The following is an 18,734-nucleotide window of genomic DNA, read 5'->3' as shown; positions in this document are numbered from 1 at the left end:
TACCATGCGCCTCTTGTGTGTTGGCAATTCCATTTCATTTTTATTTTTATAAGACAGGAGACAAGATGAAAGACAACGACCTGCAGCGCCGCGACGTGCTGCGCGGTGCCGCCGCTGCGGCCGCTGCAATGGCCTGTGGCAGCAGCTGGGCCCAGGCGTCCGCATGGCCGAGCAAGCCGGTGACCCTGGTGGTGCCGTTCCCTGCTGGCGGGGGCACCGATGCCTTCGCCCGGCCCATGTCCGCCCAGTTCTCCAAGACCGTCGGCAAGACCCTGGTCATCGACAACCGGGGCGGTGCCGGCGGCACCGTGGGCGCCAGCTTCGCGGCCAAGGGCGCACCCGACGGCTACACCCTGTTCATGGGCGCCGTGCACCACGCCATCGCTCCGTCGATGTACCCCAAGCTCGACTACGACATCGAGAAGGACTTCATCCCCCTGGCCCTGCTGGCCAACGTGCCCCAGGTGCTGGTGGTCAACCCCAAGGCAGTGCCGGTGGCCAACTACCAGCAGTTCATCGAGCACGTCAAGCGCAACCCCGCCAAGCTCAACTACGGCTCGGCCGGTGCCGGCACCTCGCACCACCTGGCGGGCGAGCTGTTCAAGCAGCAGACCAAGACCTTCATCACCCACATCCCGTACCGCGGCGCGGGCCCGGCCCTGCAGGACCTGATCGCGGGCAATGTGGACATGATGTTCGACGGCCTGGGTTCATCGGCAGCGCACATCAAGGGCGGCCGCATCAAGGCGCTGATGGTCTCGGGCAGCAAGCGCAACCCGGCCTTCCCCGACGTTCCCTGCGCCGCCGAGGTGGGCCTGCCCGACTACACCGTGACCACCTGGTACGGGCTGTGGGCGCCCAAGGGCACGCCGGCCGATATCCAGGCGCGCATCGTGGAAGAGGTCAAACGCATCGGCACGGCCGATGAGATCAAGACCATCTGGGCCAGCAACGGCGCCGAGTACGGCACCCTGACGCCGCAGCAGTTCGGCGCCATGGTCAGCAGCGAAGTCAAGCGCTGGGCCACGGTGGTCAAGGCCTCGGGCGCCAAGCTCGATTGATGCGCAGCATGGCAGCCGCAGAGGTCGTTGCAGAGCGCGCTGCCGGGCAGGCAGGGCAGGCCGGCGTGGTGCAGGTCACGCTGCGCCACACCGGCCGGCTCAACGCCATGTCGCGTGCCATGTGGCAGCAGCTGCGTGCCGTGTTCAAGGACATCCAGCGCAGCCATGAGGCGCGCTGCGTGCTGATCGAGGGCAATGGCACGGCCTTCTGCGCGGGCGGCGACATCTCGGAGTACCCGGGCTTTCGCTTCGATGCGGCGGCGCTGCGCGAATTTCACGAAGGCGATGTCTGGGGCGGGCTGTCGGCCATGCTCGACTGCGATGTGCCCATCGTCGCCCACATCGCCGGCGCCTGCATGGGCGCGGGCGTGGAGATCGCCAGCTGCTGCGACGTGCGCGTGGCCCAAGCGGGGGCGCGCTTCGGTGCGCCCATTGCGCGCCTGGGCTTCCCCATGGCGCCGCGCGAGGCGCAACTGGTGGCCGGCGCCGTGGGCGAGGTCACTGCACGCCAGATGCTGCTGGAGGCGGCCACCTTCAGTGCCGACGAGATGCTTGCACGCGGTTTTCTGAGCCGCGTGGTGGCCGGTGCCGAAGAAGCGCGTGCCGAGGCCGTGGCCAGTGCGTGCCGCATCGCCGCGCTGGCGCCTGGCGCCGCACGCCTGAACAAGCAGACGATGCGCGCGCTCAAAGGCGTGCCGCCTGCAGACCCCCTGTCGGGCCATGCCCCCGACCCCTATGCCTATGCGGACAGCGCCGAGCACCGCGAAGGCATCACCGCCTTCCTCGAAAAACGTCCCCCCGTGTTTTGAATGAACCACCGTTTTGTTGCACATCCGGATGACCGCACCATGAGTTCCACCACCCCCCAGCAAAATCTGTTCAGCGCCTTGCGCGCTGCCTTCCCCGCCGACCTGGCCAGCACGGCGGTGGAGACCTCCACCGCCGATGGCCGGCCGCTGCTCTACAGCTGGAGCGACCTGGAGCGCGCCAGCGCCCGCATCGCCAACCTGCTCGCCTCGCTCAAGCTGCCCGAGGGCAGCCGCGTGGCCGTTCAGGTCGAAAAATCGGTCGAAGCGCTGCTGCTGTACCTGGCCACCCTGCGTGCGGGCTATGTGTTCCTACCGCTCAACACGGCCTACCAGAGCGCCGAGATCGAATACTTCATCGGCAACGCCGAGCCTGCCGTGGTGGTCTGCACGCCTGGCAACTTCGGCTGGGTGAGCAAGATCGCCTTCACCCAGGGCACGCAGCATGTCTTCACGCTGGGTGACGACCGCACCGGCAGCCTGCTCGATCGCGCCGCGCACCATGGCGACGAGCACACGCCCGTGCAGCGCTCGGCCGACGACCTGGCCGCCATCCTCTACACCAGCGGCACCACGGGCCGCAGCAAGGGCGCCATGCTCACGCACGGCAACCTGCTGTCCAACGCCCAGGTGCTCAAGGACTACTGGGGCTGGAAGAGCGGTGATGTCCTGATCCACGCGCTGCCCATCTTCCACGTGCACGGCCTGTTCGTGGCCATTCACGGCGCGCTGATCAACGGCAGCAAGATGATCTGGTTCAGCAAGTTCGACCCGAAGGCCGTGCTCGCCGCCATGCCGCGCGCATCCGTCTTCATGGGCGTTCCCACGCTGTATGTGCGCCTGCTGGCCGAAGCCGGGCTCAACAAGCAGACGGCGAAGAACATGCGCCTGTTCGTCGCGGGCTCTGCGCCGCTGCTGATCGAGACCTTCAACGAATGGCAGCAGCGCACGGGCCACACCATCCTGGAGCGCTACGGCATGAGCGAGACCATCATGCTCACCTCCAACCCCTACGCGGCCGATGCGCGCCATGCCGGCCAGACCGAGCGGCGCGGCGCCACCGTGGGCTTCCCCCTGCCAGGGGTGGGCCTGCGCGTGGTGGACGATGCGAACAAGCCGCTGCCCGTGGGCGAGATCGGCAGCATCCAGGTGCAGGGCCCCAACGTGTTCAAGGGCTACTGGCGCATGCCCGAGAAGACGGCCGAGGAGTTCACCCAGGACGGCTGGTTCAAGACCGGCGACGTGGGCAAGGTGGACGAGCGCGACTACGTGAGCATCGTCGGCCGCAGCAAGGACCTGATCATCAGCGGCGGCTACAACGTCTACCCCGCCGAGATCGAGGGCTACATCAACGACATGCCCGGCGTGGCCGAAAGTGCCCTGGTCGGCGTGCCGCACCCGGACTTCGGCGAAGTGGGCGTGGCCGTCGTGATCGCCAAGCCGGGCGCCAAGCTCGACGGCGAGGCCATCGTGGCGCAGCTCAAGTCGCAGCTGGCCAACTTCAAGATCCCCAAGCGCTGCTTCGTTGCCGACGAACTGCCCCGCAACACCATGGGCAAGGTGCAGAAGAACCTGCTGCGCGACCAGCACAAGGGGCTGTTCGCCTGAGCGGGGCCTGGGCGCGGCCACGCTGGGCCAACGCGTGCACGCGTGCCGTGCACGAGGTGCTGGTGGTGGGCGCCGGCAGGCTCTGAGGCTCAGCTCACTTGGCGGCCTGGAGCGCGCGCTTCAGGTACTCGGCCACATGCTTTGCCGCGATGTCCTGCACCGTGGCCAGCTTGATGTGGCGCCGGCCCTTGCCCTGGCCCTCCAGCACGCCATGCGGGTCGGGCAGGGCTGCGCCTTCGCTGAATTCCAGCGACACATGCTTGGTATACGAGAAGATGCCGCAAAACGGCCTGGCTGCACCGAACAGGATGCCGCCGTACTTCACCTCTTCGGTGATGGCGGCATTCTGGCCCAGCACGGTCTCGCGCAGGGTCTGGACAAGGGTGTAGCGGTCCGCATCGTGGGCGCGGACGTCCTCGAGCAGTTGGGCAACGCGGTCGGCGGCAGTGGCAGCAGGCATGGGGTGTCGCCAGGATGGAATGGGGTGGGATGGGTGCAGGCGCCTATCCTGCCACGGTTTGCAGCCGGCTGGCCAGCAGGATGCCGGCCCAGGCCACTCACTCAACAGGCACCACTGACCGAATCGCTGATCTTGGCCAGCAGCTGGATCCCAAGGTAGGTGATCGCCAGCAGGGCGATCCCTTCCAGATGGATCCGCAGCGCGAAGCCCGGCTTGTGCAGGCGCGTGGCCATGGTGTGCGCCATCTTGCACCATGGCAAGAGGGGGCTGAGTACCACCCCGATGTAGGCCTTCGCTTTCCAGCCCTTCAGCACGTAGCCCCATTCCTCTTTTTTGTTGCACTGGACGATGGCGCCGTGCACGGCCAGCTCCCTGTAATGCCAGAACGCCACGCCGACGATGACCACGGCCAGGGGCACCATGATGAACAGCCAGCACGCGACCCACTGGGCATCGTGCGGGTTCCAGGTGGTCTGGTCCCGGGCGGTCGGCTCGGTGGCACTCCCGTTCGCCGCCCGCGTGGGAGCGGGGGAGGGCGCGGTTCCGCGGGTGCGGATGACTTCATCGGCAGCGTCGGCCACCAGGTCCAGCCAGTACGGCCAGTCACGCACCCGGGGGCTTTCGCCCAGGGTCGCCAGGTAAACACATTCGCGGTCCACGCTCACCTGCCGGTGCGATGCGATGCGCTCTGCCGGCAGATGCCATTCGTCGGATGCCTCGGGCAGCCGGACCAGGAAGACCGTGGTGTTGTCGATGCCCTCGCTGAAAACGCCCACCGCGCTGTGCCGCAGCTCAATGGCCATCCATTCGTGGCCGCGGTGCGTGCTGCGCACGATCCACTCCGGCTTGGCGTTCACCAACTGCACCCGCTCCCACAGCGGGTTGTCAAACGATTCGAGCAGGCCCCAGGGCGGGGATTCCTTGACCGCCATGGTCAGAGCTTTTCCAGGTCGGCGTTGTCCTGGTCTTCGCGCTGCGCATGGACGAACACGGAAATTCCGATGAAGCCCGTGAACAACAGGTTCCATACCGTGGGCACGCCGAAAACGGCCAGCCCCAGCGCGACCAGGCCCAGCGCGATGGCCGCGCGCACGGGGCCCGGGGTGAACTTGAACACGGTGACGAGGACGACGCCTGCGATGGCCACCGCGAGTGGCCAGAAGAAGATGCTGTACAGCAGCAGGATGAAGAGCTCCTGGCCAGAGGACTTGCCCGCGATCCGGCTCCAGCCCCAGTTGACCCACTGCGTTCCGACGACGTAGGCAAGGGTGGTCCAGAGGTAGGGAAGGGGGGCGGAGCGGTCCGATGGGCGCATGCGGTGCAGTCGTGGGCGGCAGTGGTTGGCGGATGTCACCAGGGCTTGTAGGCCGCACTATGGCAGCAAGCGGGAGCATCGGTGGCTTTTTGCACGGCCCCGTGGTTTTCTTGCGCACGGCCGATCCACGGCTACCTGGGGTAGCGTGCCGTGATACGGCGGGGATTTCTGACCGGGAGCGCAGGCGCTGATGCACCGGGGCCCAGATCGGCAGATCCGGCCTGAAGGGGTTGGCCTGCTGAGGCGCCAAGGCCGCCCGCGGGCGCCGGGGGATGGGCCCTTGTCACAAGTTCTAGGGACATACAGAACCGCCGGCGCCCGATAGCATTCGTGGACTGCCATGAACACATTCCAGATCCTGCGGCGCCTGCTGCCCCGACTGCAACGACACCTCCTGGCGCTTTCGGGCGACGCGAGGCGCTTTTTGCTGCTCCTGTTGCTGTGGGCGCTGGCCATGGCGGCCTCCCTGGTGGCCGGGCCCGTGACCGCCTTGCAGGAGGGTGCGCTGCGCAGCCTCAGCCCGCCCGCGCATACCGCCCCGGCGCCAGCCCCACGTGGCGGCTGAAGGCGGTGCTGAAGGTGCTGGCCGAGCCGTAGCCCACGCGCTCGGCCACTTCGGCAATCGCCAGGTCCTGGTGGCGCAGCAGGTTCTTGGCCAGGGCCATGCGCCAGGCGAGCAGGTATTCCATGGGCGGCATGCCCACGGCGCGCGCAAAGCGTTCGTAGAAGGCCGAGCGCGACAGGGCCGCCGTCTGCGCCAGCTGGGCCATGGTCCAGGGGCGGGACGGGCTGGCATGCATGTGGCGCATGGCCTGGCCAATGCGCGCATCGGCCAGGCCGCGCAGCAGGCCCGGAGGCGCGTCATCGCCCGATGAGGTCGAGCGCAGGGACTCGATCAACAGCAGCTCCACCAGGCGTGAAAGCACCAGCTCGCGGCCCGGGCGCTCCGCGCCCGACTCCCGGTTCACCAGCTGTACCAGCACCTCGAGGTGCTCGACCCCACGCACATGCATCAGCGCCGGCAGCAGCGAGACCAGCAGCGCCGCGTCGGGCGAGCCGAAAACGAAGTAGCCGCCCAGCAGGCGCACGTCGGGCGGGCCGTCCTGCTCACCGTGGCGCAGCTCGGTGGTGGGCGCGGGCGCCGTCTTCGGGTCGATGTAGCGGGGTGCGGCTGGCTCTGCCCCCGCCATGGTGAAGCCCGGCGTGGCCGGCAGCAGCACGAAGTCGCCTGCGTCGAGGGTGATGGCGTCCTGCCCGTCCACCGCCAGCTGGCAACTGCCCTCCAGCACCACGCAAAAGCTCGGATGCCCGAAATCCGCATAGCGCACGGCCCAGCGGCCGGCGCCGCTGATGCCCTTGGAGAACACGGCACGGGGCTGCAAGAGGGCGATGACTTCGGCAAGGGGATCGTTCATGACCGGACGATTGCTAATGAAAACAGGACTTTTCATTGTGGATGGTCCGGCTATTGATCCCTATCGTTGAGGCCTTGTCAACCCACCCCTCTCCTCTTCTTCTTTTTTCTTCTTCTTCAAGGACATCACCATGACCCCAACCGTGCTCATCACCGGCTGCTCCTCGGGCTACGGCCTCGAAACCGCGCGCCATTTCCATGCCCAGGGCTGGAGCGTGATCGCCACCATGCGCAGCCCGCGGGCCGGCCTGCTGCCCGCTGGGGAGCGCATGCGCGTGCTGCCGCTCGACGTCACCCGCGCCGACGGCATTGCCGCCGTGCTGGCCGAGGCGGGGCCCGTCGACGTGCTGGTGAACAACGCCGGCATCGGCCTGTTCGGCGCGTTCGAGGCCACGCCCATGGCCACGACCCGCGAGGTGTTCGAGACCAACACCTTCGGCGCGATGGCCATGGCGCAGGCCGTGCTGCCGCAGATGCGTGCGCGCCGCGCGGGCACCATCGTCAACGTGACCTCCAGCGCCACCCTTGCGCCCATGCCCCTGGTGGCGGTGTACACCGCGAGCAAGACCGCCATCGAGGGCTTCACGGCGTCGCTGGCGTTCGAACTCGAAGCCTTCGACGTGCGCGTGAAGCTGGTGCAGCCGGGCTATGCGCCGTCCACCCGCTTCACCAGCAATGGCAGCGAGCGCATGCAGGGCCTGATCCCCGAGGCCTATGCGCCCTATGCGCAGAGCGTGTTCGCATCGTTCGCACAGATCGGTGCCGTGACCACCGAGGCCGATGTGGCCGAGGCCGTGTGGCGCGCCGCGACGGACGAGGGGGCGCAGTTGCGCTTTCCTGCAGGGGCCGACGCCGTGGCGCTGGCCCGCGCGCAGGCCCGGCAAGAGCGGTAGGCGATCCGCACGCAGCCCTCTGTGGCGTGGTTCCCTGGCCGTTTGTGGCACCATGCGCCGCGGGCCGGTAGGAGAGGATGGCGAGGCCGCCCGCGACCACAGACACAACGGGGGGGGTGAAGAAGATGGCAAAAATCAAACCAGCGCTGCAGGCCGCAATGTGCGCTGCGTCAGGTGCGGCGCACGCGTCGGACATGGGGGCCTTGGCCTACATGCTGGGCTTTCAGCTCATCTACCTGGCATGGCCGCTGCTGTTGCCGGCCTTCTTCATCCGCGGCTACCCGCCGGGTGCCTGGTCTTATGCCATTCTGGTGGGGCTGGTCTATGCCGTCATCGGTTTTGTGCGCCTGCCGTTTTCCATCGTGGGCATGGTGGCGCCCTGGCTGGAGGTTCCCTTCCTGGGCATGGTGCTGGTCTTTGGCGAGCAACTGGTGGCGCTGGTGCTGTCGGTGCTTGCCGTCCGCAAGTACGGCAAGGCGCTGGTCGGGGCCCTGTTGGCGCCCCGGGGAGTGGGCTGACACCTCGGCGGTTGCTGCTGTTTTTTGTGCTGCTCACCAGCCCCGGGCTTGTCGTCAGGGTGTAGCCAATCTACAGGCAAATGCCTGGGCCGCTACACCCTCGGGCGGACTCTGGATGCTATTCTTTGAGCCAGCATTTTCAGGAGCATTCCGTATGGCAGTAGAAAAAGTAGCCCTCGTCACCGCTGGTGGCAGCGGCATGGGCGCCGCTGCAGCGCGCAAGCTGGCGGCAGATGGTTACCGCGTGGGCATTCTGTCCTCGTCGGGCAAGGGCGAGGCGCTGGCGGCCGAACTGGGCGGCCTGGGCGTGACCGGCTCGAACCAGTCGGTGGAGGACCTGGGTCGATTGGTGGACCAGGCCGTGGCCCGCTGGGGCCGTGTGGACGTGCTGGTCAACAGCGCCGGCCATGGCCCGCGCGCGCCGGTGCTGGAGCTGACGGACGAGCAATGGCACACGGGCATGGACGTCTACCTGCTCAACGTGATCCGCCCGACGCGCCTGGTCGTGCCCCACATGCAAAAGCAGGGCGGGGGCAGCATCATCAACATCTCCACCGCCTGGGCCTTCGAGCCGAGCGCGATGTTCCCGACCTCGGCGGTGTTCCGCGCCGGGCTGGCCGCCTTTACCAAGCTGTTCACCGACAGCTACGCCAAGGACAACATCCGCATGAACAATGTGCTGCCCGGCTGGATCGACAGCCTGCCCGCCACGGAGGAGCGCCGCGAGACCGTGCCCCTGGGCCGCTATGGCAAGAGCGCGGAAATCGCCGCCACCATCGCCTTCCTGGCGTCGGAAGGCGGGGCGTACATCACGGGCCAGAACCTGCGCGTGGATGGCGGGCTGACGCGCTCGCTCTGATCGATCCCCGGCTCAGGCCGCTACGCCGCCACCTGCGGCGACCGCGCTCACCGCCGGTTGCTGCGCCTGTTGCTCCATGGGCGCATCCGGCAGCCAGCGGCACGCCAGCACGCCGAGCACGGCGACGGCTGCGGCTGCAGCCCACACGGCCTGCAGCGCATGCGGGCCGGCTTCGGCGATGGCCGCGGGGTGGCCGGCCACCAGCGCGTGCATCACCTCGGCGAACAGCGTGGTCAGCAAGGCCACGCCCACGGCGCCGCCCAGGCTGCGCAGCATGACCGGTACGGCGGTGGCGATGCCCATGAGCGGCAGGGGCGATGCACGCTGCGACACCATGGTGATGATGGGGAACAGCACGCCGATGCCCGCGCCCAGCGGCAGCAGGCACAGCGACAACACCAGCGGCTGGGCCGGGGCCCACTGCATGCCTGCGGCCAGCAGTGCAAAGCCCAGCACCACCAGCGCGCTGGCCAGCATGCCCATGCGGCGTGCCGGAATGCGGGCACGCAGCAGGCGACCGCTGGCAATGGCCGCGCCCGTGACCCCGGCCATCAGCGGCAGCAGGTGCCAGGCGGCCGCGGTGGGCGCCAGGTGCAGGGCCGTCTGCAGGTAGGCCGGCATGAAGACCACGGCGGCATACAGCGCCACCCCCGTCACCAGGCCGATGGCGGAGGCTGCTGCGTACACGGGCCGGCCGAACAGCGACAGCGGCACCAGCGGGTGCGCGGCGCGGCGCTGGCGCAGCAGGAAGGCGGCGGTGCAGACCGCGCACGCAGTGCCCAGCACGGCGGCTGACAGCCAGTCGGGCAGCTGCAGGCGCTGGTGCTGGGTCATGAGCAGGGCGCTGCACAGCGCGCCGGTGAGCAGCAGGGCCCCCAGGTGGTCGATGGGCGTGCGCGGCCCCGTCGGCTGGCGGCGCAGCGTGGCCGCGAGGATGCCGAAAGCCACCAGGGCCAGCGGCACGTTCAGGCCAAAGGCCCAGCGCCAGGACAGGTGCTCGGTGAGCCAGCCGCCCGTGAGCGGCCCGAACATGGTGGCCACGCCGTACACCGCACCCAGCAGCGACTGGTAGCGCCCGCGCGCTGCCTGCGGAAACATGGCGGCCACGGTCAGCATGGTCAGCGTCATCAGCCCGCCGCCGCCCGCACCCTGCAGGGCGCGCGCCAGCACCAGCTGCAGCATGCTCTGGCTGAGCGCGCAGGCCAGCGAGCCGCCCAGGAACAGCCCGATGGACACCAGCAGCATGGGCTTTTGGCCATGCACGTCGGCCAGGCGGCCGTACAGCGCGATCACCACGGTGGCCGCCAGCAGGTAGGCCGAGAAGGTCCAGGCCGGCGGCAGCGTGCCCGGCATGTCGCGCGCGATGGAGGGCAGGGCGGTGGAGAGGATGGTCTGGTCCAGCGCGGCCAGCACCAGCATGAGCATCAGGGCTGCCATCGTCAGCGCGATGCCGCGGCGGGTGGGGGAGGTGGTCGAAGTCGTGGTCGTCATGGCCAGCAGTGTCCTGGCTGGTGGCAGTTGTGTACAGTGCAATGATCTGAACATACAGTTGCACCGTATGAAAACCTATGACCTCAACCTGCTGGTCGCGCTCGACGCCCTGCTGGCTACCGGCAGCGTGACGGCGGCGGCAGAGCGCGTGCACCTCTCCACGCCGGCCATGAGCCATGCGCTGGCCCGCATCCGCGAGGCGTTCGGCGACGCCATCCTGGTGCGTGCGGGCCGCCAACTGGTGCCCACGCCGCGCGCCCTGGCGCTGGCCGAACCCGTGCGCCAGCTGCTGGCCCAGGCACGGGCGCTGCAGTCACCGGGCGAGGGGCCGGGCGGCCTGGCCCAGGTGCGCCGGCATTTCGTGGTGCGCGCGCCCGAGGGCATGGCGGTGGTCTACGGCGCTGCGCTGTCGCAGGCGCTCGCGCAGGAGATGCCGCTGGCCAGCCTGCAGTTCCTGGCCGAGAGCCACAGCGACCCCGCGGCCCTGCGCGAGGGCCGGGTGGACCTGGATGTGGGCGTGTTCCGCAGCCGCGACCCCGAGGTGGAGTGGCAGGAGCTGTCGCAGCAGCAACTGGTGGGCGCGGCGCGCGCGGGCCATCCCTTGCTCGCCAGGCCGCTGACCCCGGCGCGCCTGGCCGCTGTGCGCCATGTGGGCGTTACGCTGCGGCCCGGGGAGCCGAGTACGCTGGACGATGCGCTGGCTGTGCTGGGGCTCACGCGCCTGGTGGCGCTGCAGGTGCCCAGTGCCTTTGCGGCGCTGATTGCGGCTTCGCGGTCGGACCTGGTGGCGTGTGTGCCCGAGCGGGTGGCGCGGGGCATGTCGCCGTCGCTCAAGCTCGAGGTCTTTGCCTTGCCCCTGCCTTTGCCGAGTGACACCACGCGGATGGCGTGGCATCCGCGGTACAGCGCGGATGCGGCGCATCGGTGGTTGAGGGAGTGGTTGTTGAAGGTGTTGGACGATCCGTTGATCAAGGGGCCGGCGGTGAAGCCGGCGCGTCAGCGGAGGTAGCTTTGGTCGGGTTGTGGTTGCTTCTGTTGTTTGTGTTGAGGGCGGAGGCCGGGATGTGCGCCCGGCGGCGCAGTAACTTTCTCTTGCGTCGCCAAAAGAAAGTAGGCAAAGAAAAGGCGACCCCCAGTCTGCGTCCCCCGTTCACCCTGTCGGGCGAACGGGGGCAACCTGCGATGCTCGGAACTGGGGTGGTGCCGCAGAACTCGCTACGTTCTTCGAACTTCGCTCAAACAGCTGCGGCAAGTTAGATGACGAAGCGTGTGTGTCCTTCGGCACACACGCCCACCCCAGTTCCTGCGCTTCTCGGCGCAGCCAGCAGGGGTGGGGAGCGGGTACCACACGGCTGCTGCTTCGCAGCTACGCCGGGTGTCGGTTACGCGCTGCGCGCTGCCGACGAAACTGGCACGATCGCCCTGGCGAGCCGAGCGCAGCGACGGACCATCAGGCCGAGCGAAGCAATGGCCCGAGGGGAGCCCGCTCCCACCCCCTTCTGACCGTGCCGAGAAGCGCAGGGCCTGGGGTGAGCGCGTGCCGAAGGACACGCGCATCGTTGTCTGGCTTGCCGCAGCTGTCTGAGCGGAGTTCGAAGAACGCAGCGAGTTCTGCGGCACACCCCAGGACAGAGCATCGCAGGCTGCCCCCAGCGCCCGATAGGACGATGGGGGACATGGGCAGCGGGGTCGCCTTTTCTTTGCCTTCTTTCTTTTGGCGACGCAAAAGAAAGAAGGTGCGCCGCCGGGCGCACTCCCCGGCCTCCGCCCTCGGTAAAAGCAAACGGCAACCACCGACAGCAAGCTACCTCAACACCAAAACAGGAATGTGCGAATGGGTCAGCACATGCTGCGTCTCACTCCCCATCAACATTCGCTTCACTCCCTTGCGCCCATGCGACGCCATCACGATCAGATCCGCCTTGTGCTTCTTCGCCGCAGCGATGATGGCCTCGGCCACCAGGTCTGACTTGCTCACCACGGCCTTCACCGTGATGCCGCGCGCGCTGCCGCGTGCCTTGACGGCATCTACCAGGGCCTGGGCGGCGTCGTTCCATTGCTGTTCGATGCGTTTCACATCGGCCAGCTCCACGGGCATGCCGCCCTCGAAATAGCTGCGTGGGTAACGCGGCACCACCTTGAGGGCGACGGCGGTGGCGCCGGACAGCTCCGCCAGTGCCAGGCCATGGTCCACGGCCTTCTCGGACAGGGTGGAGCCGTCGGTGGCGATCAGGATGCGTTGGTAGTACATGGTGGTCTCCTTGTAGATACCGCAAGCGTACGGACCATGATGTTCCTTGCCTTGATCCAGGTCAACCCGCCAACCCTGCTGCGGCGATAGGCTTGAGCCATGTCAAATGCCGCCCCCATCTCCGCAGAGCCAGACGTGCCGGGGGCCCCCCGGCAGCAGCGGCAGGACCCCCATGCCGCGCTGCTCGACGACCCGCAGGAGTGGGCGTCGTTCGGCCGTCCTTGCGCCGCAGGTGGCGCACCGGTCGAATGGCCCCCGGGCGCAGTCCCGCAGGATGCGCCGGCCTGGGAGTCGCATGTGGTGCTCTCGGGCATGCACTGCGCGGCCTGCGCCCTCACCATCGAAGAGGCGCTGCGCAGCGTGCGCGGCGTGCTGCAGGCCGATGTGAGTGCCACCACCCACCGCGCGCGCATCGTGTGGCAGCCCACGCAGGTGCGGCCCTCGGGCTGGATGGCGGCTGTGGCCCGGGCCGGCTACCAGGCGCTGCCAGCGGTGGACGCGTTTGCGCGCACGGCGCGCCAGCAGGAGAGCCGGCGCGCGCTGTGGCGCTGGCTGGTGGCCGGCTTTTGCATGATGCAGGTGATGATGTACGCATGGCCCGCCTACGTGGCGCAGCCGGGCGACCTGTCGCAGGAGATGGAGACCCTGCTGCGCTGGGCCTCGTGGGTCATCACGCTGCCGGTGGTGTGCTTTGCCTGCGGCCCCTTCTTCGCCAGCGCGCTGCGCGACGTGCGCCGGCGCCGCGTGGGCATGGACCTGCCCGTGGCGCTGGGCATGGCGATCACCTTTGCCGTGAGCACGGCGGGCACCTTCGAGCCTGCGGGCATCTTCGGCAAGGAGGTGTACTTCGACTCGCTCACCATGTTCGTCTTCTTTTTGCTCACCGGCCGCTGGCTGGAACTGCGCCTGCGCGACAGCACGGCCGGCGCGCTGGAGGCGGTGATGAACCGCCTGCCCGACAGCGTGGAGCGGCGCGGTGCCGATGGCTGCACCTTCACCCGCGTGGCCACGCGCAGCCTGGCGGTGGGCGATGTGATCCGCGTCTTGCCCGGCGAGGCCTTTCCGGCCGATGGCTGCATCACCGAAGGCAGCACCCAGGCCGACGAGGCCCTGCTCACCGGCGAATCCACGCCCGTGGCGCGCCCGCTGGGCAGCACGGTGGTGGCCGGCAGCTACAACCTGCAGGCGGCGGTGCAGGTGCGTGTGGAAGGTACGGGCAGTGCCACGCGCTTTGCGCAGATCGTGGCGCTGATGGAAAGCGCTTCGCTGCAAAAGCCCCGCCTGGCGCAACTGGCCGACCGCGTGGCACGCCCCTTTCTCATGGCCGTGCTGCTGGCCGCCGTGGTGGCAGCAGCATACTGGTGGCCCAGCAGTCCGGGCCATGCGCTCATGGTGGCGGTGGCGGTGCTCATCGTCACCTGCCCGTGCGCGCTGTCGCTGGCCACACCGGTGGCCATGCTGACTGCCGCCGGCACCCTGGCGCGCCATGGCCTGCTGGTGCGCAACCTGCAGGGGCTCGAAGCCCTGGCCGCGGTGGACACTATCGTCTTCGACAAGACCGGTACGCTCACGCGCGATGGCATGGCGCTGCAGGGCGTGCACACAAGCATCGCCGGCCTGACGCAGGGCGACGCGTTGGCGCTGGCCGCGGCCATCGCGGGCCAGTCGGTGCACCCGGCATCGCGCGCGCTGTGCGCGGCGGCGGATGGCAGCGTGCAGCCGCGGTGGATCGCCTCGGACGTGGTGGAGCAAGCCGGCCAGGGGCTGACCGCGCGCTTGCTGGATGCCAGCGGCGCGCTTGCGCCGCGCCGTCTGCGCCTGGGCTCGGCGCGCCACGCCGGTGCGGATGCGGGGCAGGGCGCCGACGACAGCGCGGCCCTGCAGGTGGTGCTGTCCGAAGAGGCGGGCGAGAACGGCGCCAGCGTGGAGCTGGCCCGCTTCACCCTGGCCGAGGACCTGCGGCCCGAGGCCCGTAGCGTGGTACAGGCACTGCAGCGCGAAGGCATTGCCGTGCACGTGCTCTCGGGCGACCGCATGGCATCGGTGCGGCGGGTGTCCTTGCAGGCCGGCATCGAACAGGCCCGGGGCGACTGCACGCCGGGCGGCAAGCTGGCCGCGCTGCAGATGCTGCAGTCCGAAGGGCACCAGGTCGCCATGGTGGGTGACGGGCTCAACGATGGGCCCGTGCTCGCGGGTGCCAACGTGTCCTTCGCTTTCGGCAGCGCCGTGCCGCTGGCGCGCTCGCGCGCCGACTTCGTGGTGCTGGGCGGCAGCCTGCAGCTGGTGCTGCAGGCGCTGCTGCTGGCGCGCAAGACGCTGCGCGTAGTGCGTCAGAACCTGTGGTGGGCGGCCGCCTACAACGCACTGTGCGTGCCGCTGGCGGTACTGGGCCACATGCCGGCCTGGCTGGCGGGGCTGGGCATGGCCTTGAGCTCGCTGCTGGTGGTGCTCAACGCCTCGCGCCTGGCCCGCCTGGTCGGCGAACAGCGGGCCGCACCCGCTCAGCCACCAGCCCTTGCCCAGGCCACGCTGGAGACCGTGTGATGGACATCCTGTACCTGCTGATCCCCCTGTCTGTGGTGCTGGTCCTGCTGATCCTGGCAGGCCTGTGGTGGGCCGTGTACCGCGGCCAGTTCGAGAGCGTGGAGCAGGAAGGCGAGCGCATTCTCCGCAACGATTGACATGCGTCAATACGGCCTTGCCCCTGCAGCGGGAAACTCATCGGAACACAAAGAGGTGCCCGATGGATTCAACTCACAACACAGCTGCAGCGCACTACAACGACACCGTCGTGCGGCAGTTTTCTATCATGGCAGTGGTATGGGGGGTAGTGGGCATGCTGGTGGGCGTCATCATCGCCGCCCAGCTGGCCTGGCCTGAACTCAACCTCGGCATTCCCTGGCTCAGCTACGGCCGCCTGCGGCCGCTGCACACCAATGCCGTCATCTTCGCCTTTGGCGGCTGCGCGCTGTTCGCCACCAGCTACTACGTGGTGCAGCGCACCTGCCAGGTGCGGCTGTTCGCGGGGCCGCTGGCCTCGCTGACCTTCTGGGGTTGGCAACTGGTGATCCTGTCGGCGGTGGTGAGCCTGCCGCTGGGCTACACCTCGGGCAAGGAATACGCCGAGCTCGAATGGCCCATCGACATCCTGATCACGCTGGTCTGGGTGTCCTACGCCATCGTGTTCTTCGGCACCGTGGGCATGCGCAAGGTGCGCCACATCTACGTGGCCAACTGGTTCTTCGGGGCCTTCATCCTGGCCGTGGCCATCCTGCACCTGGTCAACAGTGCAGCGGTGCCCGCCGGCTGGATGAAGAGCTACTCGGCCTACGCCGGCGTGCAGGACGCGATGGTGCAGTGGTGGTACGGCCACAACGCGGTGGGCTTCTTCCTGACCGCCGGTTTCCTGGGGATGATGTACTACTTCATCCCCAAGCAGGCCGGCCGCCCGGTGTACAGCTACCGCCTGTCCATCGTGCATTTCTGGGCGCTGATCTTCACCTACATGTGGGCCGGCCCGCACCACCTGCACTACACCGCGCTGCCCGACTGGACGCAATCGGTGGGCATGGTGTTCTCGCTGATCCTCTTGGCCCCCAGCTGGGGCGGCATGATCAACGGCGTGATGACGCTGTCGGGCGCCTGGCACAAGCTGCGTGACGACCCCATCCTGCGCTTTCTGATCGTGTCGTTGTCGTTCTACGGCATGTCCACCTTCGAGGGCCCGATGATGTCCATCAAGACGGTCAACGCCCTGAGCCATTACACCGACTGGACCGTGGGCCACGTGCACTCGGGTGCCCTGGGCTGGGTGGGCCTGATCTCCATGGGCTCGCTGTACTACCTGATCCCCCGCCTGTTCGGCCGCGAGAAGATGCATTCCGTGCCGGCCATCGAGCTGCACTTCTGGATGGCCACCGTGGGCATCGTCCTGTACATCGCCGCGATGTGGATCGCCGGCGTCATGCAGGGCCTGATGTGGCGCGCCATCAACCCCGACGGCACGCTCACCTACACCTTCGTCGAGAGCGTCAAGGCCACTTACCCCTTCTACGTGGTGCGCCTGCTGGGCGGCCTGCTGTACCTGGGCGGCATGCTGGTCATGGCCTGGAACGTGTGGGCCACCGCCATCGCCGGCCGCTCGGCCAAGGTCGCCATCCCCGCAGTGCACGCTGCCCACGCCTGAGCAGCACGTACGGAGAGCTTTTTCAATCATGTCTGACAACAAGACCCCCGCGACCACCACCACCGGTTTCAGCCACGAGAAGGTGGAGACCAACAACTTCCTGATGATCGTGCTGATCCTGCTGGTGATCGCCATTGGCGGCCTGGTGGAGATCGTGCCGCTGTTCTTCCAGAAGTCCACCACCGAGGCCGTCAAGGGCGTGGAGCCCTATACCGCCACGCAGCTGATCGGCCGCGACGTGTACATCCGCGAGGGCTGCTACAACTGCCACTCGCAGATGATCCGCCCCTTCCGCGCCGAGACGCTGCGCTACGGCCACTACTCGGTGGCCGGCGAGTTCGTCTACGACCACCCCTTCCAGTGGGGCAGCAAGCGCACCGGCCCCGACCTGCACCGCGTGGGCGGCAAGTACAGCGACGAGTGGCACCGCATCCACCTGACCAACCCGCGCGACGTGGTGCCCGAGTCGAACATGCCCGCCTACCCCTGGCTGGAGAAGACGGCCGTCGACCCCGCCGTGGCCGCACCCCGCATGAAGGCGCTGCGCACCGTGGGCGTGCCCTACACCGACGCGCAGATCGCCGACGCGGCTGCCGAGCTCAAGGGCAAGACCGAGATGGATGCCCTGGTGGCCTACCTGCAGGTCATGGGCCGCGCGCTCAAGTAAGGAGTTTGAAATGGACATCACCACCATGCGTATCGTTGCGACGCTCGCTTCACTTGCCTGCTTCATCGGCATCTGGGTCTGGGCCTACCTGGGCAGCAACAAGGATCGCTTCGACGAAGCGGGCCGCGTGCCCTTCGAGCACGAGTGACCGTGCCCGCCTCAAGAACAACGACAACCATATGAACAAGAGAGCACCCCATGAGTGACTTCACCAGCAATTTCTGGTCGGTCTTCGTGACCGCCGTGACCCTGGGCGGCATCGTCGCCTGCGGCCTGTTGCTGTGGATGGCCGGCCGCAAGAAGGTCATGGCCACCAGCGACAACACCACGGGCCACGTCTGGGACGAAGACCTGGTCGAGATGAACAACCCCCTGCCGCGCTGGTGGGTGTGGATGTTCGTGATCACCATCGTCTTCGGCCTGGCCTACCTGGCTGCCTACCCGGGCCTGGGCACCTTCGCCGGCAAGCTCGGCTGGACCCAGCTGGGCGAGTACCAGGCCGAGATGGACAAGGCCAAGGCAGAGCTGGCGCCCCTGTACGCCCGCTTTGCCGACATGAAGCCCGAGGACATGGCGCGCGACCCGCAGGCCCATGCCATCGGCGAACGCCTGTTCATGAACAACTGCGCGCAGTGCCACGGCTCGGATGCACGCGGCAGCAAGGGCTTTCCCAACCTGGCCGACGGCGACTGGCTGCACGGCGGCACACCCGACAAGATCCGCGAGACCATCGCGCAGGGCCGCACCGGCGTGATGCCGCCGATGGCGGCGGCCGTGGGCTCGCCGGAAGACGTGCGCAATCTCTCGCACTACGTGCTGAGTCTTTCGAAGAGCCCGCACGACTCGCTGCGCGCATCGCTGGGCAAGTCCAAGTTCAGTGCCTGCGCCGCCTGCCATGGCATGGACGGCAAGGGCAACCAGGCCCTGGGCGCCCCCAACCTCACCGACGACGTGTGGCTGCATGGCTGGGGCGAGGCCGCCATCACCGCCATGATAAACAACGGCAAGACCAACCAGATGCCGGCCCAGGCCGAGAAGCTGACCGAGGCTCAGATCAATGTGCTGGCCTCGTACGTGTGGAGCCTTTCCAGCAACGGCGCTGCAGCCGCCGCGCGATGAGCTGAACCCGGCGCTCCTGGCCCCGCCTCCACGGCAGGGGCAGGGGCGCACCAGGCCCACCGCAATGCCCCGAACCGGCATTGCCG

General features: G+C 68.2%; 20 protein-coding genes. 14 read left to right on the top strand and 6 right to left on the bottom strand.

Annotated elements, in window-relative coordinates; genetic code table 11:
- Positions 1 to 65: 65 nt before the first annotated feature.
- The 3 genes from AC07PF_RS15135 to AC07PF_RS15125 are packed head-to-tail and all read left to right on the top strand — an operon-like array spanning position 66 to position 3,475.
- The gene (locus AC07PF_RS15135) at positions 66 to 1,061 is read left to right on the top strand and encodes a tripartite tricarboxylate transporter substrate binding protein (protein WP_145696163.1); all 996 of its coding nucleotides are present in this window, start codon (positions 66 to 68) and stop codon (positions 1,059 to 1,061) included.
- An 8-nt stretch (positions 1,062 to 1,069) separates the two neighbouring features.
- Positions 1,070 to 1,870, top strand: coding sequence for an enoyl-CoA hydratase/isomerase family protein (locus AC07PF_RS15130; RefSeq protein WP_494612430.1), 801 nt, complete (start codon positions 1,070 to 1,072; stop codon positions 1,868 to 1,870).
- Between the two features lie 39 nt (positions 1,871 to 1,909).
- Positions 1,910 to 3,475: a malonate--CoA ligase gene (locus AC07PF_RS15125; protein WP_007861103.1), complete on the top strand. Its 1,566-nt coding sequence runs from the start codon at positions 1,910 to 1,912 to the stop codon at positions 3,473 to 3,475.
- Between the two features lie 94 nt (positions 3,476 to 3,569).
- Here AC07PF_RS15125 and AC07PF_RS15120 read toward each other — a convergent pair whose 3' ends face one another.
- From AC07PF_RS15120 to AC07PF_RS15110, 3 genes are all read right to left on the bottom strand, one after another.
- On the bottom strand, positions 3,570 to 3,935 hold the full coding sequence (locus tag AC07PF_RS15120; protein WP_494612429.1) for a DUF1801 domain-containing protein: 366 nt from the start codon (positions 3,933 to 3,935) through the stop codon (positions 3,570 to 3,572).
- Positions 3,936 to 4,036: 101 nt separating this feature from the next.
- The gene (locus AC07PF_RS15115; RefSeq protein ID WP_494612428.1) at positions 4,037 to 4,867 is read right to left on the bottom strand and encodes a hypothetical protein; all 831 of its coding nucleotides are present in this window, start codon (positions 4,865 to 4,867) and stop codon (positions 4,037 to 4,039) included.
- A 2-nt stretch (positions 4,868 to 4,869) separates the two neighbouring features.
- A complete protein-coding gene (locus AC07PF_RS15110; protein ID WP_494612427.1) occupies positions 4,870 to 5,250 on the bottom strand; it encodes a hypothetical protein in 381 nt (126 codons plus the stop codon).
- A gap of 340 nt (positions 5,251 to 5,590) precedes the next feature.
- Between AC07PF_RS15110 and AC07PF_RS15105 the strand changes: the two genes are divergently transcribed.
- Positions 5,591 to 5,815 carry a hypothetical protein gene (locus AC07PF_RS15105; protein ID WP_145696169.1) on the top strand — a complete coding sequence of 75 codons (225 nt, stop codon included), beginning with the start codon at positions 5,591 to 5,593 and terminating at the stop codon, positions 5,813 to 5,815.
- On the opposite strand, the gene AC07PF_RS15100 is transcribed toward AC07PF_RS15105, so the two are convergent.
- Positions 5,766 to 6,665 carry an AraC family transcriptional regulator gene (locus AC07PF_RS15100; protein WP_494612426.1) on the bottom strand — a complete coding sequence of 300 codons (900 nt, stop codon included), beginning with the start codon at positions 6,663 to 6,665 and terminating at the stop codon, positions 5,766 to 5,768. The two genes, AC07PF_RS15105 and AC07PF_RS15100, sit on opposite strands and share 50 nt — an antisense overlap.
- A gap of 130 nt (positions 6,666 to 6,795) precedes the next feature.
- On the opposite strand from AC07PF_RS15100, the gene AC07PF_RS15095 reads away from it, so the two are divergent.
- The 3 genes from AC07PF_RS15095 (at position 6,796) to AC07PF_RS15085 (ending at position 8,934) form a co-directional block, all read left to right on the top strand.
- Complete coding sequence (locus AC07PF_RS15095) at positions 6,796 to 7,557, top strand: SDR family oxidoreductase (RefSeq protein ID WP_494612425.1); 762 nt, start codon at positions 6,796 to 6,798, stop codon at positions 7,555 to 7,557.
- A gap of 203 nt (positions 7,558 to 7,760) precedes the next feature.
- Positions 7,761 to 8,075: a hypothetical protein gene (locus AC07PF_RS15090; RefSeq protein WP_494612424.1), complete on the top strand. Its 315-nt coding sequence runs from the start codon at positions 7,761 to 7,763 to the stop codon at positions 8,073 to 8,075.
- Between the two features lie 154 nt (positions 8,076 to 8,229).
- Positions 8,230 to 8,934 carry an SDR family oxidoreductase gene (locus tag AC07PF_RS15085; protein ID WP_145696173.1) on the top strand — a complete coding sequence of 235 codons (705 nt, stop codon included), beginning with the start codon at positions 8,230 to 8,232 and terminating at the stop codon, positions 8,932 to 8,934.
- Positions 8,935 to 8,946: 12 nt separating this feature from the next.
- Here the strand turns inward: AC07PF_RS15085 and AC07PF_RS15080 are convergent, their stop codons facing one another.
- Positions 8,947 to 10,425 carry an MFS transporter gene (locus AC07PF_RS15080; RefSeq protein ID WP_494612423.1) on the bottom strand — a complete coding sequence of 493 codons (1,479 nt, stop codon included), beginning with the start codon at positions 10,423 to 10,425 and terminating at the stop codon, positions 8,947 to 8,949.
- Positions 10,426 to 10,492: 67 nt separating this feature from the next.
- Between AC07PF_RS15080 and AC07PF_RS15075 the strand changes: the two genes are divergently transcribed.
- Entirely contained in the window at positions 10,493 to 11,434 is a 942-nt protein-coding gene (locus AC07PF_RS15075) for a LysR family transcriptional regulator (protein ID WP_494612422.1), read from the top strand.
- Positions 11,435 to 12,229: 795 nt separating this feature from the next.
- Here the strand turns inward: AC07PF_RS15075 and AC07PF_RS15070 are convergent.
- Positions 12,230 to 12,676, bottom strand: coding sequence for a universal stress protein (locus tag AC07PF_RS15070; protein WP_007860018.1), 447 nt, complete (start codon positions 12,674 to 12,676; stop codon positions 12,230 to 12,232).
- Positions 12,677 to 12,775: 99 nt separating this feature from the next.
- Here AC07PF_RS15070 and AC07PF_RS15065 point away from each other — a divergent pair, with 99 nt between their 5' ends.
- From AC07PF_RS15065 to ccoP, 6 genes are all read left to right on the top strand, one after another.
- Entirely contained in the window at positions 12,776 to 15,220 is a 2,445-nt protein-coding gene (locus AC07PF_RS15065) for a heavy metal translocating P-type ATPase (RefSeq protein ID WP_494612421.1), read from the top strand.
- Positions 15,220 to 15,357: a cbb3-type cytochrome oxidase assembly protein CcoS gene (gene ccoS / locus AC07PF_RS15060; RefSeq protein WP_007860012.1), complete on the top strand. Its 138-nt coding sequence runs from the start codon at positions 15,220 to 15,222 to the stop codon at positions 15,355 to 15,357. Before AC07PF_RS15065 ends, ccoS begins: the two co-directional genes overlap by 1 nt.
- 62 nt (positions 15,358 to 15,419) lie before the next feature.
- A complete protein-coding gene (gene ccoN / locus AC07PF_RS15055; protein WP_494612420.1) occupies positions 15,420 to 16,862 on the top strand; it encodes a cytochrome-c oxidase, cbb3-type subunit I in 1,443 nt (480 codons plus the stop codon).
- A 28-nt stretch (positions 16,863 to 16,890) separates the two neighbouring features.
- Positions 16,891 to 17,529: a cytochrome-c oxidase, cbb3-type subunit II gene (gene ccoO, locus AC07PF_RS15050; protein WP_494612419.1), complete on the top strand. Its 639-nt coding sequence runs from the start codon at positions 16,891 to 16,893 to the stop codon at positions 17,527 to 17,529.
- Between the two features lie 10 nt (positions 17,530 to 17,539).
- A complete protein-coding gene (locus AC07PF_RS15045) occupies positions 17,540 to 17,677 on the top strand; it encodes a cbb3-type cytochrome oxidase subunit 3 (RefSeq protein ID WP_007860005.1) in 138 nt (45 codons plus the stop codon).
- A gap of 50 nt (positions 17,678 to 17,727) precedes the next feature.
- On the top strand, positions 17,728 to 18,648 hold the full coding sequence (gene ccoP, locus AC07PF_RS15040; protein WP_108016516.1) for a cytochrome-c oxidase, cbb3-type subunit III: 921 nt from the start codon (positions 17,728 to 17,730) through the stop codon (positions 18,646 to 18,648).
- The last annotated feature ends 86 nt before the right edge of the window (positions 18,649 to 18,734 follow it).

This window comes from Acidovorax sp. GW821-FHT10A04 (assembly GCF_059415825.1).
This window is presented reverse-complemented; position numbering and strand designations above follow the sequence as displayed.

Coding starts and splice junctions, on each gene's coding strand:
- AC07PF_RS15135 (WP_145696163.1), top strand. CDS start 66: ATGAAAGACAACGACCTGCAGCGCCGCGACGTGCTGCGCGGTGCCGCC.
- AC07PF_RS15130 (WP_494612430.1), top strand. CDS start 1,070: ATGGCAGCCGCAGAGGTCGTTGCAGAGCGCGCTGCCGGGCAGGCAGGG.
- AC07PF_RS15125 (WP_007861103.1), top strand. CDS start 1,910: ATGAGTTCCACCACCCCCCAGCAAAATCTGTTCAGCGCCTTGCGCGCT.
- AC07PF_RS15120 (WP_494612429.1), bottom strand. CDS start 3,935: ATGCCTGCTGCCACTGCCGCCGACCGCGTTGCCCAACTGCTCGAGGAC.
- AC07PF_RS15115 (WP_494612428.1), bottom strand. CDS start 4,867: ATGGCGGTCAAGGAATCCCCGCCCTGGGGCCTGCTCGAATCGTTTGAC.
- AC07PF_RS15110 (WP_494612427.1), bottom strand. CDS start 5,250: ATGCGCCCATCGGACCGCTCCGCCCCCCTTCCCTACCTCTGGACCACC.
- AC07PF_RS15105 (WP_145696169.1), top strand. CDS start 5,591: ATGAACACATTCCAGATCCTGCGGCGCCTGCTGCCCCGACTGCAACGA.
- AC07PF_RS15100 (WP_494612426.1), bottom strand. CDS start 6,665: ATGAACGATCCCCTTGCCGAAGTCATCGCCCTCTTGCAGCCCCGTGCC.
- AC07PF_RS15095 (WP_494612425.1), top strand. CDS start 6,796: ATGACCCCAACCGTGCTCATCACCGGCTGCTCCTCGGGCTACGGCCTC.
- AC07PF_RS15085 (WP_145696173.1), top strand. CDS start 8,230: ATGGCAGTAGAAAAAGTAGCCCTCGTCACCGCTGGTGGCAGCGGCATG.
- AC07PF_RS15080 (WP_494612423.1), bottom strand. CDS start 10,425: ATGACGACCACGACTTCGACCACCTCCCCCACCCGCCGCGGCATCGCG.
- AC07PF_RS15075 (WP_494612422.1), top strand. CDS start 10,493: ATGAAAACCTATGACCTCAACCTGCTGGTCGCGCTCGACGCCCTGCTG.
- AC07PF_RS15070 (WP_007860018.1), bottom strand. CDS start 12,676: ATGTACTACCAACGCATCCTGATCGCCACCGACGGCTCCACCCTGTCC.
- AC07PF_RS15065 (WP_494612421.1), top strand. CDS start 12,776: ATGTCAAATGCCGCCCCCATCTCCGCAGAGCCAGACGTGCCGGGGGCC.
- ccoS (WP_007860012.1), top strand. CDS start 15,220: ATGGACATCCTGTACCTGCTGATCCCCCTGTCTGTGGTGCTGGTCCTG.
- ccoN (WP_494612420.1), top strand. CDS start 15,420: ATGGATTCAACTCACAACACAGCTGCAGCGCACTACAACGACACCGTC.
- ccoO (WP_494612419.1), top strand. CDS start 16,891: ATGTCTGACAACAAGACCCCCGCGACCACCACCACCGGTTTCAGCCAC.
- AC07PF_RS15045 (WP_007860005.1), top strand. CDS start 17,540: ATGGACATCACCACCATGCGTATCGTTGCGACGCTCGCTTCACTTGCC.
- ccoP (WP_108016516.1), top strand. CDS start 17,728: ATGAGTGACTTCACCAGCAATTTCTGGTCGGTCTTCGTGACCGCCGTG.